The sequence below is a fragment of the Litoribacillus peritrichatus genome, assembly GCF_039537985.1.
Taxonomy (GTDB): Bacteria; Pseudomonadota; Gammaproteobacteria; order Pseudomonadales; family Litoribrevibacteraceae; genus Litoribacillus; species Litoribacillus peritrichatus.
In genome coordinates, this window is record NZ_BAABBN010000007.1 from 1,303,581 (window position 1) to 1,318,593 (window position 15,013).

Consider the following 15,013-nt stretch of genomic DNA (forward strand, 5'->3'; position numbering starts at 1 on the left):
TAAATAACCTTCTTTGCAATTCATTAGTGTGATATAAGCAATTATGAATACTGATTACATTAAGACATTTTTGGCAGTGTATCGAGCGGGAAGCTTTGTAGAGGTCGCAAAAGATCAAAACTTGGCTCCTTCTTCGGTCTCTCGTTCGATAAGCGCGCTTGAAAATTTGTTGAAAACACGCCTCTTTCAACGTACCACGCGGAATCTAACTCCTACGCGGGCCGGAGAAATCTATTTTGAACGAATCGCGCCATTGATAGAGGAAATGGATTTAACGCATCAGTCCTTAATTGATGCCGCAGCCACCCCATCGGGACGCTTGCGCGTCACCGCATCAGTGACCTACGGTCAAGTCGTGATTGCTCCTCGTCTGAAGCTATTTCGCGAACGTTACCCAAACATTGAGGTGGAGCTTCTGTTGTCCGACGGGCAGGTAGACCTTGTTAATGGTCAAGTGGATATTGCGATACGGCACGGCAATTTACCCGATAGTACTTTAGTAGCGCGAAAACTGGCTAATGTTACCTACCGTCTGGTTTCCAGCAAAACCTATCTTAAACAGAACGGAATACCTAAAAGTCCAGATGACTTGCGACAGCATGAATTGGTAACATTCGTTTATGATAATTTCCGCTACGCTTGGGTATTTGAGGCTAATGGCGACACCTGCACGCTTCCTATAAAGCCGACATTAACGATATCCAGCGCCGCCGCGATCCGACAATGTGTGATTGAGGGCGCGGGCATTTCGCTGCTTGCAGACTGGATGATTGAAGAGGACTTGCGTAAAGGTCGGTTAGTGGAGCTGCTTCCAGACTGGAAGGTTAGCGGCGCATCCTCTGACTCTGCAATTTGGTTGGTCTATCCATCAAGTCGGTTTATTCCAGCAAAAAGCAAAGCTTTTGCAAACTTCCTTCTCAGTTAAAGGAGAACAAATATGATTTCAATTTCCCATATTGATCACATCGTCCTCACTGTGCAGTCGATAGAAGACACTTGTGATTTTTATAGCCAAGTTCTTGGAATGGAATGTATTGAGTTTTCCGAAGGCCGAAAGGCCCTAAAATTTGGTAATCAAAAAATAAACTTACACCTTAAGGGTAAAGAATTTAAACCTCATGCTGCTCACCCCAAAAGTGGTAGTGCAGATATTTGTTTTATTACGGAATGCCCTATTAAGGACGTAGTATCTTCTTTAACGGCCGCATCTATACAAATCGAATGTGGGCCGATTGGTAGAACGGGTGCAGAGGGTAAGATTGAATCAGTCTATATTCGAGATCCGGATGGAAATTTACTCGAAATATCAAACTACTTGACGGTGTAGTATTATTGTAGCTCTGTAGTGCATCACAACAGTTAGGGTTTATTCCACCAAAAGCGATAAACCTTTTTTAATTACATTATGGCCAGCGAAGATTGAGGCAACACCATGGAAATTTTACTTTTTATACTTGTCTCGATTGGCGTCATTATTGTCCCGGGTCCTAATGTGTTGGTCATAGTATCTACTTGCATTTCCCATGGGCGATCACGAGGTTTGCAAACCGTCGCCGGAACAAGCGCTGCAATGCTGGTGCAACTGCTTATCTCAGCTTTAGGAACGTCATGGTTTATATCTCAGTTAGCATTCGGTTTTTTATGGCTAAAATGGATTGGGGTCGCTTACCTTTGTTACCTCGGAGTGAATCATCTTATCAAAGCTGTAAAGAAAATTGACGCTCAGGAAGTTACTGGGTTAGGGTCTTTTCAGCGAGGTTTTTGGGTTTCATTAACCAACCCAAAAACAATATTATTCTTTAGCGCATTCTTGCCGCAATTTGTTTCCGCGTCACAACCTTATCTTAGTCAAATAGCAATGCTTTCGTGTATTTTTTGGCTGCTCGCACTAGTGCTGGATTCCGGTTACGTATTTTTAGCAAATAAGGCTTCGAAAGTGTTTGGTGAAAAGCTAGTCGCGCGTCAAAACTATTTTAGTGGCGCGCTGTATCTCGGTGCAAGTGGTGTGTTGGCGGCAACTGAAAAAGGGTCATAGATAAGATAGGAAGCAACTGTTTTAGAGAGTTTGATTCATCTATTTAACCAGTGATTTTAGTTCTTTGTTAAACAGAGTCGTCTATGTGTTAGCTCGTCACTAACGAGGGGCGGTTAATATCAACTAAGCTAATATCGTCTGTTTCATCCAGTTTATCAAAGGCGTCTAATCCTTTTTCTTTGATCAATTCATACTCGCTTCCATATATAGGAATTAACCAAAACAAATCTACATGTTGAGAGCCGATGTGAAAGCAGCTAAGCTCTTCAGGTTCGCCTCTTGGTTCATCGAAGAGCAGCGCCTTGGGCCAACCATTGGGTGCCAATGGACTTTCCGGTATTGTCGTCCCGACAGTTAATTGCCTTCCCAGAGTGTTAAGTAGGTAAGAGGCCACGTCGAATAGATAGTTTTTGATTTGATCCTCTTGTTCAATAGCTACTTCTTTAGGTAGTACCATCAGCAGTTCAGCGTCAACGCTATATTGTCTTTCGCTGTCTTTTGATCGGATTGAAGACAAACCAATTGTTGAAAACCGCGTTACATTCTTACTGTCGTCGCCGGGAAACGTGTAAAGTTCAACCCGCTCGTTTTCTCGACTCATTGTTTGCCTAAACTCTGGCATCTCCCAATGTTTCATATATTCGGATAGTATGATTGTTCGCCGTATATCAAAAGACAATTTCTGGCACTCGGTTTCACATGTACCGTTATGCTTGTTGCGTTTCATGTAAATTACCTTAGTATGTTGAATGCCATTAAATCATACAAAATAAAAAATTTTGTTATTGTTCGTAGAGCAAGTTAATACCATTTTACGTTTGTTGCTTTACGGAATTATACAAAGACGCACCAAAGAAAAACGGATTGTCAAAAAGAAGAATATAATTATACGGTTCAAAGTCTCATCCTTTTTTGCGAACTACGAAATCCACTAAAGTTTCTATGTTTCGCCCAGTTACAATTGGCCCAGAATCTAACTTTTCGACAGGGCGTCCAAATCTATTTACCCATACAGTTGGATATCCAAACCAACTGGCACCAGCGGCATCCCATGCGCCAAAAGCTGCAAAAGCTATGTTTCTTTTCGGCAATTGAAAGGCATCAACCCCCATCTGATAGGCGCGTGGATCAGGCTTAAAAGCTTGCACAACATCTGTGCTTAAATAAAACTCGAAGGCATTCTCTATGCCGTTACTTCGTGTGTTCGTCCTTAACATCTCTTCCGATAAATTAGATAGAAACCCTAGTCTAATTCCGTTATTTTTAAACACTTTCAGCGCCTGCATAACATCTGGCCATAGTTTAAGCTGTAACCAAATATTGAGTAATCGATCACGCTGATCCGTACGCAATGTAATCTTTAGGTCTTCTGCGGTGTAATCAAGTGCATCGGCAACAGTGCCATGAAACCCCTTATATTGTTCAGCGCTTGTCCGCAACCATGTATAATCAAAAATTTTGTCAAACCAAGCTTTGCCGAAAGCTCCCCCATTCTCTGGTATGACTTCTTTTACCTCACCCATAATTGACCGAGGATCAAAAAGAGGAAACCCATCAAAAGCGATAGCCTTAATATCCGGACTTTCTGTGGCGGCCATTGCTAAATTCATAAGGGGATGGCCAATCATAAGACTAGCGAGCGAACCTCCCGCCGTTAATGATAGGAAGGTTCTGCGGTCAATCATATTCTCCATTATAGGGACTCCTTGTAAGCCATCAGACTTGTTGTACATTTGCTTTTGCGTAGCATCATTTTCATTCATCGTGAACCTCCTTTAAAACATTTGTTGCATTTGCCATCGAAGGAAAGCCTGAGTAGGCTCCCACCAGAATAATAATGTCGGCAATCTCTCTTGAGAGGATTCCAAGGTTTAGTGCACCTTGTATATGAAACTTTAATTGGTTTGTTGCGTCCATTGCAGTGAGCGCCGCAATCGTGATCATTTCTCGCGTTTGGTAGTCTAGCGTTGGTCTCGACAATATCTCGCCAAACGCATATTCAATAACATGTTTGGCAAAGTTAGGCGAAACATCTTTATATGCGTCCTGAAGCGCTTTAGCCTCTATGACCTGCAACTTCTCAAGCTGATTAGAGCCAACCTCTAGCCTTGATTTTTCTGTTTTTTGCTTAGATGCTAAGGGTGGGCTTGTTACATCTGTTATACCTCTTTGTTTACGCTGATCTAACACTTCTTTTAGTGCATTCATTCCATTTACAGAAGATGGCAAGCCCGAATAAACGGACATTTGCAGCATCACCTCTTGCATTTCTAAAGCTGTCCAACCCGAATTTAGCGCACCATTAATATGAACGCTTAACTCAGTTGTGTTATCACCCAATGCGATCAACCCAGCCACCAATACCAGTTCTCTATTCTTAGGCGAAAGATTTATGGATTCATAAACTTCGCCGTAAAGAAAACTGATAAAGTGCTCAGCCAGAGCGGAAGGTATGCCATTTGTTAAGGGCTTACCTTCCGTGTTTGGGGAAACGTTTTTTAGGTTCTGCAAACCTCGCTTGTACAAATCCATATCAATACTCTCCTTGGCGGGGAGTGGCTCTGCACCTGCTGCCATTCCCGATACCAGGAAACTTGCAATAAATACATATGCCAAACGGCTTTTTCGATCAGTCATTTTATTAACAATCCACATAGGTAAGCGGGGCTATAGCAAGGCCATTGGAGAACTAAAACTGTGCCGAAGTTACCGAAGAGGATGCGAGCATCTTTGTTACTTCAACGGGTTTTTCTAACCACTCTTCATATTGAGCAAAAACAGCTTTGGTATAGTCTTGCTCATAATGCAGCTGCAACGCTTGTTCATTTTCAAAACATTCGAAAAGGTGAAGCGCCCCATTACCCTCTTTATTTTTCATGAGAGAAAATACATGACAACCCGGTTCATTGAGTGTCTGGGGAATAATGGATTCAAGGGCGGCTAAGCCTTCGTCGTAGTGTTCAGGTTTTAAGGTGATCGTTGCCGAAACAAACAATCTGTTATCCTGTGCTTCTATGCCTGCCATCGGCAAAAATGAACGAATGAACTCAGCTTGCACTGGCGCGACTCGCGTGTTGATCTGGTCAACCCCCATATTATGGCCAACTGTCGTGCGTATCGGCCGCTCGCCTTCCATATCGACAAGTTCCGCAAGCTGATCTGCGACATTTTGTGCGTCGGTACTTTTATCCCCTTGAGCAAATACGCCTTGGAACATGTCCACAATATTCGCTGGTGCTTTAGCGATATCACCATATGACTCAATGCACCGGGTATCGGATGGAGCGGGAGGGCTTTGGATCAGATCAGTACCATGACCGCCAGGCTCAACGATTATGGACTCCACGCCAAAGCTGGCGAGTTCATAATGCATAGATTCTGCCATAGCTTCTAGTGCCCATTTGCTCGCGCAATACAACCCAAAGAAGGGCATCGCAAGCCGACCGGAACTTGAACTTATATGGATTAGAAGCCCTGATTTTCGTTCGCGCATGTGCGGGAGAACGGCTCTACAGGTGCGAGCAACACCGACAACGTTAACATCTAAGCATGCTGAAACCTGCTCAGGTGTATAAGCCTCTGTGATGCCACAAGGCATAATGCCAGCGTTATTAATAAGAATATCAATATTTAAACGTTCTTCCAAAGCTTGTATCGCGAAATCTACGGAATCTTCGGACGTAACATCCAGCTCTACTACCTCCAGAGAATGGCCATGCTCTACCGCCCAGCCAGCAAGCTCGGTAGCAATAGCCGCATTATGTCCTTTAATATCTCGCATAGATGCAATGACGTGGTGTCCCAGTTTGGCAAGTGTTTTAGTCGTCAAGTAACCAATTCCTCGGCTCGCTCCGGTGATTAATACGTTCTTACTCATTTGCGTGTTCCTTTCTTAATGTTAAATATGGTTTTTTCAAAGAGTTGAAGAGGGGCTTCGCTACGCTCAGCTTTCATGCGCACCAAAGCGCCACTCCAGGCGTTCATAAGCCAATCCGCAGCTTCTGTATTGCTTAGGTGGCCTAAACCAATATCGCCAAGCTGAATATGCGCTAAACATTGTGCGACTTCCGACGAGAGCTCCGCCCAATGTTTTTTGAGTATTTTCTGAAACTCATCATTTGTGTCCGCTAACTCAGTTGATAGATTGCACATCAGGCAACCTTCTGCGTAATTGCGAGTTTTAAATTCTTCGCTAGCGCCTCTAAAGAAAGCTTCCAGGCGAGCTATAGGAGTGAGGGTTTGATCATTTAATACGTGGTTTGCGCTCTCTATTTGCAAGCCGTGATAGTACTGGGCTACTTCTAGACCGAACGCCTCTTTACTTTTGAAATAGTGGTAAAAAGAACCTCGCGGTACGCCGCTTTTTTTAAGAACGTCGTTAATGCCAATACCTGAGAAACTCTCAGAGCGTATTAGTGACATTCCTGTGTCCAGTAAGCGCGTTTTTGCGTCGTCGTAGTTTTTTATATCTCGTGTTCTAGCCATCTGTTTTGATCATCATTTGTCAGGTTAAGTTGGGAAAGTATCGATAATCCTAATGTCAGATCTGTGTCATGCCACCGTCAGCAACCAGTTCAGCCCCAGCCACAAAAGAAGAGTCCGATGAAGCGAGAAATAGTGCAGCTGCTGCTATTTCGTCTGGCTGTCCAATTCGCTTAAGCGGGATCTGGGATGCTTGCAGTGCCTGAAAATCGCCAATCTCTTCCTCTGACAGACCCGTTCGGCTGTACGCCGCTGTCATGACTGGGCCAGGAGTAAGAACATTTACACGTATTTTTCGAGGTGCGAGCTCCTGGGTTAAAGTTCGGGCAAGCGCTCTTACAGCAGCTTTGGCTGAGCCGTAGACACTCATGCCCGGTACAGCTCGGCAGTTAGCACTTGATGATACGATAATGGCCGCTCCACTATCGTTCATACATGGAACCGCCTTTTGAAGCGTAAAAAATACTCCTTTGAAATTAACATCACTCTGATAATTAAAATCTTCTTCTGTAACCTCCAGAAATGGCTGCATTATGGCTCCTCCCGCGTTAGCGACAACAATGTCGATGGTGCCGAAGTGGTTCCGTGTTTTCTGAAACAATGTCTCTAGGTCTTCCTGAGAACAGACATCGCCTTTTATAAACATGCTTTCCCCAGCAAGAGCTATGTCTGCATCCTTCAGGGACTCTGCATCGCGACCAAAGATAACGACCTTAGCGCCATGATCAGAAAACATCTTTGCTACCGAAAAACCAATACCGCTATTCCCGCCTGTTACTACGGCTACCTTGCCCTCTAATTTTTTCATTTCCTTAGCCTCACGGTCATTACGTTGTAGTCGAAAGAGTCGATAAGACAGGTGAGTAGTTCGACTTTTGTTATTTATTATTAGACCGATCTACTATTAATGTCAAGGCAATGTGCCTTTGAATGCAACGCTACTCTAGCTTACTCCGTCAATAGGTAGGGTTTTGAGGCACTACGACGCTTATATGTCTAAGCGTCGAAAACACAAAGACGGGATTAAGAATTGAGTTTTTCTAGAATGAACATGTGATAGCCAAACTCATGACCAAATTGAGTGCAAATATTCACCTCATTCTGTACATCTTTAAATGCGGAGCTATCTGCCAAATCCCTTTCTAGCTCGCTTAGTCGCTTCCCCAAAGGCGTATAGTAGTTTAACCATGCGCTTTCGCTTTGTGGGAAGTGATCAATGACCTGATAACCGGCTTTTTTCATTTGATTAATTCTGCTCTGAACCAGTTGAATATCCGGATATTCTTGTTCCCAAAACTCAATTGACTCACAGCTCGGAGTCGATGTTCGCCAGACCATATCGCTGAGCATTAAATACCCGTGCTTTTTAAGTACAGAACGCCATTGCGCCAATGCATTTTCTACTCCAATTATATAGGCACTTCCTTCCGCCCATAGAAGGTCAAAACTGTTTTTTGGAAAAGGTAGCTCCGTCATGCCTGCACAAACCGTGCTGAGTTGGTCAACCAGACATTGTTGCGCAAAGCGCTGCTCCAGCCTATCAAGAGCTGATTGCTCATTGTCCAAGGCTGTAATCTCTGCGTTACTACATTTTGCCAATACTTCAGTAGAAAGCCCTTTACCGCAACCGATCTCCAGAATGGATTCTGGCAATTTTGGTACAGCGAGCAATGCTTTTTTGGTATCTTCCTCACTACCTGGCCCCCATCGCTCTAGTGTTTCAAAAATCTTCATGAAATCATTCATATATAAGTCGTGTTCGTTCATATTCTTTGATAACCACTTCAGTTGTAGAGCTTCTTTATCGCTAAAACCCTGAGTTAATAACCATTCTAAATGAGCATAGGGTGCCCGCTTATTTAAGTCTTCGTGCCACGCTTTGGTGTCACCTTCACCGATTAAGGCCACAAGCAACTTTTTAGACTGTTGTTTTTGCTCAATCTCTTTATCAAGTGCTGTTAAACGCTCCAGCAATAGCGCTTTATTAATTTTTTCCTCAAGGCATGCTTTACATTCCTTCAGTGTCAAACCACCAGATTGCAATTTTTGGATCAACAAGATTCGCTGTAAATCTTTCTCTGTATATACTCGATAACCATTCGGCTGTCTGTCGCCAGAGATCAATCTAATCTTTTCATAGTAAAGAAGAGTGGTTCTTGATAATCCAACTTTGCTTGCAAGTTCTGATATTTTGTACAGAGCGTTAAACCTTCTTAGAATTGACTGTGATTGATCTTAAACTGTAAAGCAGTAGACAGGTCAATGGGTATAAATGAGTCCTAGCAAGAAAGTTAGCGCTTATGAAGCGCTAACCAATGACATAGATTGAAACCGTTACAGTTTTCGGAACAAACATTACTGAATATCACCTAACAAAAGGGAGCCATCTCAAGAATTACTTGATCTAATTTGCTTTAAGAAAGCATCTTTTGATAGCAAGAAATTCTGCACGATTAGATTTGAAGATAAGCAACCAGATCTCGCCCCCTTTGATAGCAAACCAGTTAAATCACTCGATACTTTCAAGCGAAAAGCTCAACGCTTATCTTTATTAAGCGCCGTGCTCGCACGCATTAAACTGCTTTACTCGCGGAAAATCGTGCTCTGGGTCAGCGACATGTCGGATATATTGAAGACTGGTATAAACACCTACGACACCAATCACTTCCAGCAAAGCTTTTTGGCTGAAACCTTCCGCTATAGCGTTGTCTATCGCGTGTTTAGAAACGCGACCTCTATTACGAACTAGTTCATTGGTGTAATCAAGTAGCGCCTGATTGCGAGGGCTCTGTGCGCGTGCGGACAGGGCTTCGACTAAATCTTCTTCGCTCAGTTTATGCATTTTTCCAATCTGCATGTGGACGTTAACGCAATAATCGCAATGGTTCAGCGCCGAGGTTAGCATTGCAACAAGCTCGGTTTCAGCAGGTGTTAACTCAATGGATTCAGACAGCTCTCTATTGAAGGCTGCGATGCCTTTTAGTACGTTCGGCCCATTCGCAGTTACTTTAAAAAGATTAATTACCGCTCCGAATTGAGACTTAGCTTCGTTAAGTGCTGCGAGGGCTTCGCTGGAAGCGGTTTCCGGTTGAATAGCATTAAACATATAGACTCCTTGATATTTGATAAAAACAACTTGAGGTATTGATATTATTTTTAAAATAACTAAAAATATAGTACGCACCTTTTGGTAACCATAATTTTTGTCAAATAAATGTAGAATTCAGGGTTTCGTCATGTATGAACTACCTAAAGATCGTACGAAAGCACAGCCAAATGTTTTCAACGCGAAATGTCCAGCACGTTGTCTATTGACCTTTCTAGCCGGAAAATGGCACTTACTGGTGATTGATGCGCTAGCTAAAGAACGCTGGCGAAATGGAGAGCTGATGCGGAAAATCGAAGGCATTTCTCAAAAAATGCTAACTCAAACCCTGCGCGAACTCGAGAACATGAACCTGGTGCTTCGCATAGACATGGGCACCGTTCCACCCCACGTCGAATACGAGCTCACTCCGCTCGGACAGGATCTCAGGATGAAAATCTGCACCTTGGATCGCTGGATAGAAGATAATATGTTTGAATTGATTCGAGATAACGACTCGGTGCCTTTGGATTATGTGTAGAGACTGCCTTCTGCATGAAACCGTGGCTTTTCTTTTTCTTTTTCCTGTTCCCACCACTCCTGCTTAAGCTGTTGGGTTGTAGCAGGAAACTGTTCCTCTAAAACCTCCATATCCACTATTCTGTCCGTGCGAAAGTGCCTGAATCCTTCTCGTTTTTCGCACCATGCGACAGCGAGTTTAACCGTTTCGAAATAGGCAAGCATAAAAGGCCAAATAGTTCGCTGGCTAACCTTGCCAGCTCCATCTGTATATTCTATTTTGACTTTCTTTCGCGAGCGCATTGCTTCACGCAAAACCTCGGAGTCTATCGTATCGGAGATGATAGGCGTAAGGCAGGGGGCTACAACAACCAAAGAATCAGCGACTTTTTTTAGGTGCTGAGGTACGACATCGTTTAGCTTTTCAACCAAGCTTCTCGCGCCGATCGAGAGTTTCTCATCACCACGCTCGGCAACCCATTGAGCCCCTAAAAGCGCAGCCTCCAGCTCATCTAACGTAAGCATCAAAGGAGGCATGTCGTAGCCATCTCTCAAAATGTAACCAATGCCTGCCTCCCCCTCTATTGGGATGTTCTGAGCCTGAAGCTCTGCAATATCTCGATAGATAGTGCGTAACGAGACCTCCAGCTGCTCACATAATTGTTGCGCAGTGATCGGCCGCCTGGCCGATCGCAAGGTCTGAATAATACTAAAAAGTCGTCTTGTCGCTGACATAAGGCTCTTTTCACATTTCTGGTAATGACTTTTTAACGCCATCCATTTCTAGCATGGCCTTGTACCACCTTCCAGTGCTTTCCCCTGTGGGAAGTTCGTCTGCTAAACCCAGATGAAATATATTAGAGACAAGCGCAAGATCGGCGATGGTCGGCCTTGCGCCGCAAAGAAACTGCGAATCAGCAAAGGTTTTCTCTAGCAGAGGCGACAACTCTACCATTTTTTCTTGCCCTTGCTTGATAGCATCTTGATCAGCGTCCTCTCCCATAAATACTTTGTTAAGCACAATACCGAGAACAGCGGGAGATAAACGGCATTGAATCCAGTCCAGCCACTGATCTACAGCCGCTCGCTGATCTGCATCCTGAGGGTACCAAGCCTCCAAGTCATGCTTGCTACAAAGATAGCGTAATATCGCATTTGACTCGTGAATCTTAACATTATCGGCAATTAACGTGGGAACCTGATGATTTGGATTGATCTCCAAATATGTTGGTGACATATGCTCACCATTCATCATGTCGACGTTTTTAAATTCGTATTCTAAGCCAGTCTCTTCTAATAGAGAAACCACACGTCGACTGTGCTGTGAGAATGGAAAGCCATAAAGTGTATACATAAAGATATCCTTAAGTTAGGGTTTGGATGATAAATAAACGCGCCGAAAGATTAACAGAGCACTGCTGTCACCTCCTGTCAGCAGTCTTTCGAAATGTAAAAATGAGTGAGAGAAGAAGTTACGAAAGGAGCTAATTTGTGGGAGAAATTACATTTGTTCATCTCAGTGAAATGTACGAAAAACAGCTCATTGATTTAATGAATAACCCTTTAGTAGGCAAGCACCTGCCATTACTGGAGGGCGCTTTTTCGGAGGAGAATTGCCGAGAATTTTTAAGGTCGAAAAAGCAACTCTGGGAAGAATATGGGATTGGCCCTTGGATTGTATTAGTTAATAACAATTTTGCTGGATGGGGAGGGTTGCAGCCCGAAAACGGAGAGATAGATTTTGCCTTAGTGCTCCACCCTGACTTTTGGGGCTATGGAAGAAAGGTATTTGATAAGATCAAAAATATTGCGTTTGTTGATTGGAAGCTGGAGTCAATAACAGCGCTCTTACCGATTGATAGGCCAAACTCGAAAGCCATCACTCGATTTGGTTTTGTCGAAGATGGAAACTATTTAATCGGTGGCCAGCAATTTGTTCGATTTCGACTATCAGCTATACATGTGTAAAAACTAAGGTGAGGCGATGTAAGTGGTTGCACGTTTATTCGCCTCGCTCTACCCTCCAGGGTGGATTTAGACGATTGGCACCAGCCCAATATAGTTTTATCTTATTACCTGATGGGTCATGTAATATTGCTTCTCTCCATAGATATTCCATATCCATCGGCTCTTGATCAAATTTGAACCCTTGTTCTTTGAGATCAGATACCAATTTATCTATTTCGTGATTCTCAAAGTATATGACACTACCATTTAGACATTTCTTCTTTTCAAGAAAAAGAGAAAATGTTGACTGCCCTTCAGGGCATTCGAATCTAGCATAATGAGGAGTATCTACTATTTGTAGGAACCCCATTCGCCTATAAAAATCTGTTGCTTCATCCATGTTTGAAACGGGTAGCATCACCTGATTCATATTCATTGTTCGGTCCTTTTTAATGGTTTTGTTAGTTCAAAAAATTCTTCTCCGAAGAAACACAAGATTTTGTTCCTTCTGAATTTTCCGGCGTTTGATACACTGCTTACTCTTAAAACAGGCTTACTTTATGGCATTAATTTTGAATTCATCATGAAGTTTTACCCAATGTTCTCTGAGCGTATCTTTGTGCGCTTCGTCCATCGGTAACGCTTTCAGAGCCTCAGGCCATAACTCTCTCGCTTTTGTCATTGTGTCATCTAAATGAGGTTTGATCGCTCGCCACGGAATACCCGACTTATCTGCCCACGACTGAAAATGCGCCACGGTGACGGTATACCATTCTTTGGTTTTACCGAGATTGAGCGCATATTGGGTTTCGTTTTCGATATATACATTGGTTGTAACGATGTCGTAGGCAGGAGACAGCCGTGGCGTAACCTTATCGGGATATAGAAAGCTCCAGTTCTTGAGGTGGGCATCCCCATTCGCCAAGAGAATATTCACCAGTAATCGCCTTGCGAACTGTTGAGCGTCGGCAAGGCCGTCGCCAGAAAAGTCATAAATGACTTTACCGATATTCTCATAATTAGCTGATGTGTATTTTTCGTGTGGGTACTTCACCAGAATTTGCGCGAAATCTTCCATGTGAATACGCAAGTCGTCATCACGATCAAATCGCTTGATGGCAAAGGCTTTCTTTTCATCGGGCAAGTTAATTTGTGGCAGGTTATCGAGCTTATCCAGCTCAACAAGTTTGATCTCAGGGATATCAACGCCAACGAGCCCCGCCAGCGACATGGCCGTATATTCGTTCAGTGGTACGAACTTATGCTTGGTTGATGGTGTTTTGACGATCCAGTCGCCCAGCACGTCACCTTTGGATAAGTTATAGCGCCCATCCTTCTCCTTCATGGAAAACTTCATTTGTACGCCAGCCAATGAAAACTTGTTTTCTTGGGTGACTTTATCGAACTTAACCGCCTTAGCCTTTCCGTGCGTACTCAGGACACTCTCTAATAAAAGGACGGGAACATCTTCAGGCTCCATTGGCATGGCTTCGATTGCCCCCGGCAAATCTTCGCCAAGATACGAGAAAATGTGAAATTCATTATCTACATGCACTTTCAGGCCTTGTGCGATCAGCTCACGTAATGACCCCTCTGGTAACAAGTTTGAAAGTACTGGATGCAGCCGTTGATTTCGTGCCCATGGCGCAGCCATGAGCTTAGCCACATTCGGAAACGCGGGATGAGTAATCAGGCTGAATGTCGGACGATCAGGATCGTTTTTAAATGAGTCTGCAATGCTCAAGACATTGCGGCCATTATTAAACCCTGCGAGATAGCCGATCAGCACGCCATGAATTGAGAGCTGTAGAACATTTACTTCATCATTGCTATCTGTGCTCATTCATTCTCTCCCAGCAAACCCTGCCATGGATCATCGGCCAGTGGGTCACTTTGTTCTCTTCCCGTCTTGCTTGGCTTGGTTTGTGTCCCAGTTGATGACCCAGACTGTAAAAGAGTATCGTCGGCCAGTACCGCCAGCACAGCATTCAATTTTTCTTGTGGTATTAGCAGCAATTCACTTTTAAGCCCCTTGGCAACAAGTTCAAGAGTATCAAGCCGTGGGTTGCCCTTGGATTCCAAACGCTGATATTGCTGGCGCGATATACCAACGCGCAGCATCATATCGTGCTGCTTAAGCTTCAATGCGATACGGCGTTTTTTGATCTGTTCGAGTAGTGAATTCATAATGAAACTTATATGTTGCTATTTACCATTAAGAAACATATTAGTTTCTTTTTGCGGTTTTGGCAACATATAAGTTGCTTTTGTAGAGTTGAAGTCTTTCAACAGTAAAAAGAAGCATATATGTTGCTTTTTTGAGATGCTTCTACGTGCTGTTGTTCGCTTATTGTGTTGTGCCAAAATTCGCTTATTGTGCTTATTTTGATGCAGCGAGCCATATCTCAAAGCCTTAAAAGCCCCCAGCCAGTTCTCCCAATTTGCATAGCAAGTAGCGCAAGGCCTTGCTCTTAATAGTGAAGGGAAAACTGACTGGCCGCCAAGCCCACCCTATATGACCTGATGGCAATGCCATCGATCATCCGACTGCCAATATGATGATTCAACAACGCGCTTGTAATCAATATCGGCAGTCGGTAAACAGGCAGTGGGTGCGGAGCATTAAAGAGTAAACTTCTGCCCTTGGGGCAGGCCTCAGCACCGCCGTCATCGTGAAGATGAGACAAGAGTGACTAGGAATAAATTGCTGCAATGCTGCATAGTTCCGCTATTGGCGCGGCTTTACGATGACCGCAAGATGTGTGCGTGTAGTACAAAATCGAAGATTTTTCCCTCCCCGCACCTATCTTGAGAAGGACGTTGCCCCGTCCGTTCTATCCTCAGGCGGCGCTCTAAGCCTCGAATTATCATTCTCTGGCAAGAGCTTATCTGGTGCGCTACTGATTTAAATCTATATGCTGCACCAGTAAACGTATGGCCGTTTA

Annotated in this window: 18 protein-coding genes; 5 read left to right on the forward strand and 13 right to left on the reverse strand. The window is 43.7% G+C overall.

All coding sequences use genetic code 11. The features are described 5' to 3' along the window. The first annotated feature begins 43 nt into the window (after positions 1 to 43). The 3 genes from ABD744_RS15585 (at position 44) to ABD744_RS15595 (ending at position 2,035) form a co-directional block, all read left to right on the forward strand. Positions 44 to 925, forward strand: coding sequence for a LysR family transcriptional regulator (locus ABD744_RS15585; RefSeq protein ID WP_344799458.1), 882 nt, complete (start codon positions 44 to 46; stop codon positions 923 to 925). A gap of 12 nt (positions 926 to 937) precedes the next feature. Next, positions 938 to 1,327 (forward strand): VOC family protein, encoded by a 390-nt coding sequence (locus ABD744_RS15590; protein ID WP_344799459.1) that lies wholly within the window; start codon positions 938 to 940, stop codon positions 1,325 to 1,327. A gap of 105 nt (positions 1,328 to 1,432) precedes the next feature. Further along, positions 1,433 to 2,035, forward strand: coding sequence for a LysE family translocator (locus ABD744_RS15595; protein WP_344799460.1), 603 nt, complete (start codon positions 1,433 to 1,435; stop codon positions 2,033 to 2,035). A gap of 88 nt (positions 2,036 to 2,123) precedes the next feature. Here the strand turns inward: ABD744_RS15595 and ABD744_RS15600 are convergent, their stop codons facing one another. The 8 genes from ABD744_RS15600 to ABD744_RS15635 form a co-directional block, all read right to left on the reverse strand. Then, positions 2,124 to 2,762 (reverse strand): suppressor of fused domain protein, encoded by a 639-nt coding sequence (locus ABD744_RS15600; RefSeq protein ID WP_344799461.1) that lies wholly within the window; start codon positions 2,760 to 2,762, stop codon positions 2,124 to 2,126. Positions 2,763 to 2,937: 175 nt separating this feature from the next. Continuing rightward, complete coding sequence (locus ABD744_RS15605) at positions 2,938 to 3,798, reverse strand: haloacid dehalogenase type II (protein WP_344799462.1); 861 nt, start codon at positions 3,796 to 3,798, stop codon at positions 2,938 to 2,940. Beyond that, positions 3,791 to 4,672: a carboxymuconolactone decarboxylase family protein gene (locus ABD744_RS15610; RefSeq protein WP_344799463.1), complete on the reverse strand. Its 882-nt coding sequence runs from the start codon at positions 4,670 to 4,672 to the stop codon at positions 3,791 to 3,793. The genes ABD744_RS15605 and ABD744_RS15610 overlap by 8 nt, the downstream gene beginning before the upstream one ends. Before the next feature lie 52 nt (positions 4,673 to 4,724). Then, positions 4,725 to 5,912 (reverse strand): SDR family NAD(P)-dependent oxidoreductase, encoded by a 1,188-nt coding sequence (locus ABD744_RS15615; RefSeq protein ID WP_344799464.1) that lies wholly within the window; start codon positions 5,910 to 5,912, stop codon positions 4,725 to 4,727. Then, entirely contained in the window at positions 5,909 to 6,520 is a 612-nt protein-coding gene (locus ABD744_RS15620; protein ID WP_344799465.1) for a TetR/AcrR family transcriptional regulator, read from the reverse strand. Before ABD744_RS15620 ends, ABD744_RS15615 begins: the two co-directional genes overlap by 4 nt. A 55-nt stretch (positions 6,521 to 6,575) precedes the next feature. Beyond that, positions 6,576 to 7,325, reverse strand: a complete 750-nt coding sequence (locus ABD744_RS15625) for an SDR family NAD(P)-dependent oxidoreductase (RefSeq protein WP_344799466.1) — start codon at positions 7,323 to 7,325, stop codon at positions 6,576 to 6,578. A 215-nt stretch (positions 7,326 to 7,540) separates the two neighbouring features. Beyond that, positions 7,541 to 8,737, reverse strand: a complete 1,197-nt coding sequence (locus tag ABD744_RS15630) for a MerR family transcriptional regulator (protein WP_344799628.1) — start codon at positions 8,735 to 8,737, stop codon at positions 7,541 to 7,543. Positions 8,738 to 9,068: 331 nt separating this feature from the next. Continuing rightward, the gene (locus ABD744_RS15635) at positions 9,069 to 9,623 is read right to left on the reverse strand and encodes a carboxymuconolactone decarboxylase family protein (protein WP_344799467.1); all 555 of its coding nucleotides are present in this window, start codon (positions 9,621 to 9,623) and stop codon (positions 9,069 to 9,071) included. 130 nt (positions 9,624 to 9,753) lie between these two features. Between ABD744_RS15635 and ABD744_RS15640 the strand changes: the two genes are divergently transcribed. Continuing rightward, positions 9,754 to 10,143, forward strand: coding sequence for a winged helix-turn-helix transcriptional regulator (locus tag ABD744_RS15640; protein WP_344799468.1), 390 nt, complete (start codon positions 9,754 to 9,756; stop codon positions 10,141 to 10,143). On the opposite strand, the gene ABD744_RS15645 is transcribed toward ABD744_RS15640, so the two are convergent. Together ABD744_RS15645 and ABD744_RS15650 are read right to left on the reverse strand one after the other, a co-directional pair. Next, entirely contained in the window at positions 10,134 to 10,856 is a 723-nt protein-coding gene (locus tag ABD744_RS15645) for a helix-turn-helix transcriptional regulator (protein ID WP_344799469.1), read from the reverse strand. The genes ABD744_RS15640 and ABD744_RS15645 overlap by 10 nt on opposite strands. A 10-nt stretch (positions 10,857 to 10,866) precedes the next feature. Then, positions 10,867 to 11,475: a glutathione S-transferase family protein gene (locus ABD744_RS15650; RefSeq protein WP_272965411.1), complete on the reverse strand. Its 609-nt coding sequence runs from the start codon at positions 11,473 to 11,475 to the stop codon at positions 10,867 to 10,869. Positions 11,476 to 11,612: 137 nt separating this feature from the next. On the opposite strand from ABD744_RS15650, the gene ABD744_RS15655 reads away from it, so the two are divergent. Next, positions 11,613 to 12,089, forward strand: a complete 477-nt coding sequence (locus tag ABD744_RS15655; RefSeq protein WP_272965412.1) for a GNAT family N-acetyltransferase — start codon at positions 11,613 to 11,615, stop codon at positions 12,087 to 12,089. A 34-nt stretch (positions 12,090 to 12,123) separates the two neighbouring features. Here ABD744_RS15655 and ABD744_RS15660 read toward each other — a convergent pair whose 3' ends face one another. The 3 genes from ABD744_RS15660 to ABD744_RS15670 form a co-directional block, all read right to left on the reverse strand. Further along, a complete protein-coding gene (locus ABD744_RS15660; RefSeq protein ID WP_272965413.1) occupies positions 12,124 to 12,504 on the reverse strand; it encodes a VOC family protein in 381 nt (126 codons plus the stop codon). 117 nt (positions 12,505 to 12,621) lie between these two features. Beyond that, positions 12,622 to 13,911 (reverse strand): type II toxin-antitoxin system HipA family toxin, encoded by a 1,290-nt coding sequence (locus tag ABD744_RS15665; protein WP_344799470.1) that lies wholly within the window; start codon positions 13,909 to 13,911, stop codon positions 12,622 to 12,624. Then, positions 13,908 to 14,255, reverse strand: a complete 348-nt coding sequence (locus tag ABD744_RS15670; protein ID WP_344799471.1) for a helix-turn-helix domain-containing protein — start codon at positions 14,253 to 14,255, stop codon at positions 13,908 to 13,910. The genes ABD744_RS15665 and ABD744_RS15670 overlap by 4 nt, the downstream gene beginning before the upstream one ends. Positions 14,256 to 15,013: the final 758 nt, after the last annotated feature.

Coding starts and splice junctions, on each gene's coding strand:
- ABD744_RS15665 (WP_344799470.1), bottom strand. CDS start 13,911: ATGAGCACAGATAGCAATGATGAAGTAAATGTTCTACAGCTCTCAATT.
- ABD744_RS15660 (WP_272965413.1), bottom strand. CDS start 12,504: ATGAATATGAATCAGGTGATGCTACCCGTTTCAAACATGGATGAAGCA.
- ABD744_RS15640 (WP_344799468.1), top strand. CDS start 9,754: ATGTATGAACTACCTAAAGATCGTACGAAAGCACAGCCAAATGTTTTC.
- ABD744_RS15600 (WP_344799461.1), bottom strand. CDS start 2,762: ATGAAACGCAACAAGCATAACGGTACATGTGAAACCGAGTGCCAGAAA.
- ABD744_RS15620 (WP_344799465.1), bottom strand. CDS start 6,520: ATGGCTAGAACACGAGATATAAAAAACTACGACGACGCAAAAACGCGC.
- ABD744_RS15670 (WP_344799471.1), bottom strand. CDS start 14,255: ATGAATTCACTACTCGAACAGATCAAAAAACGCCGTATCGCATTGAAG.
- ABD744_RS15625 (WP_344799466.1), bottom strand. CDS start 7,325: ATGAAAAAATTAGAGGGCAAGGTAGCCGTAGTAACAGGCGGGAATAGC.
- ABD744_RS15605 (WP_344799462.1), bottom strand. CDS start 3,798: ATGAATGAAAATGATGCTACGCAAAAGCAAATGTACAACAAGTCTGAT.
- ABD744_RS15585 (WP_344799458.1), top strand. CDS start 44: ATGAATACTGATTACATTAAGACATTTTTGGCAGTGTATCGAGCGGGA.
- ABD744_RS15590 (WP_344799459.1), top strand. CDS start 938: ATGATTTCAATTTCCCATATTGATCACATCGTCCTCACTGTGCAGTCG.
- ABD744_RS15610 (WP_344799463.1), bottom strand. CDS start 4,672: ATGACTGATCGAAAAAGCCGTTTGGCATATGTATTTATTGCAAGTTTC.
- ABD744_RS15645 (WP_344799469.1), bottom strand. CDS start 10,856: ATGTCAGCGACAAGACGACTTTTTAGTATTATTCAGACCTTGCGATCG.
- ABD744_RS15635 (WP_344799467.1), bottom strand. CDS start 9,623: ATGTTTAATGCTATTCAACCGGAAACCGCTTCCAGCGAAGCCCTCGCA.
- ABD744_RS15615 (WP_344799464.1), bottom strand. CDS start 5,912: ATGAGTAAGAACGTATTAATCACCGGAGCGAGCCGAGGAATTGGTTAC.
- ABD744_RS15595 (WP_344799460.1), top strand. CDS start 1,433: ATGGAAATTTTACTTTTTATACTTGTCTCGATTGGCGTCATTATTGTC.
- ABD744_RS15650 (WP_272965411.1), bottom strand. CDS start 11,475: ATGTATACACTTTATGGCTTTCCATTCTCACAGCACAGTCGACGTGTG.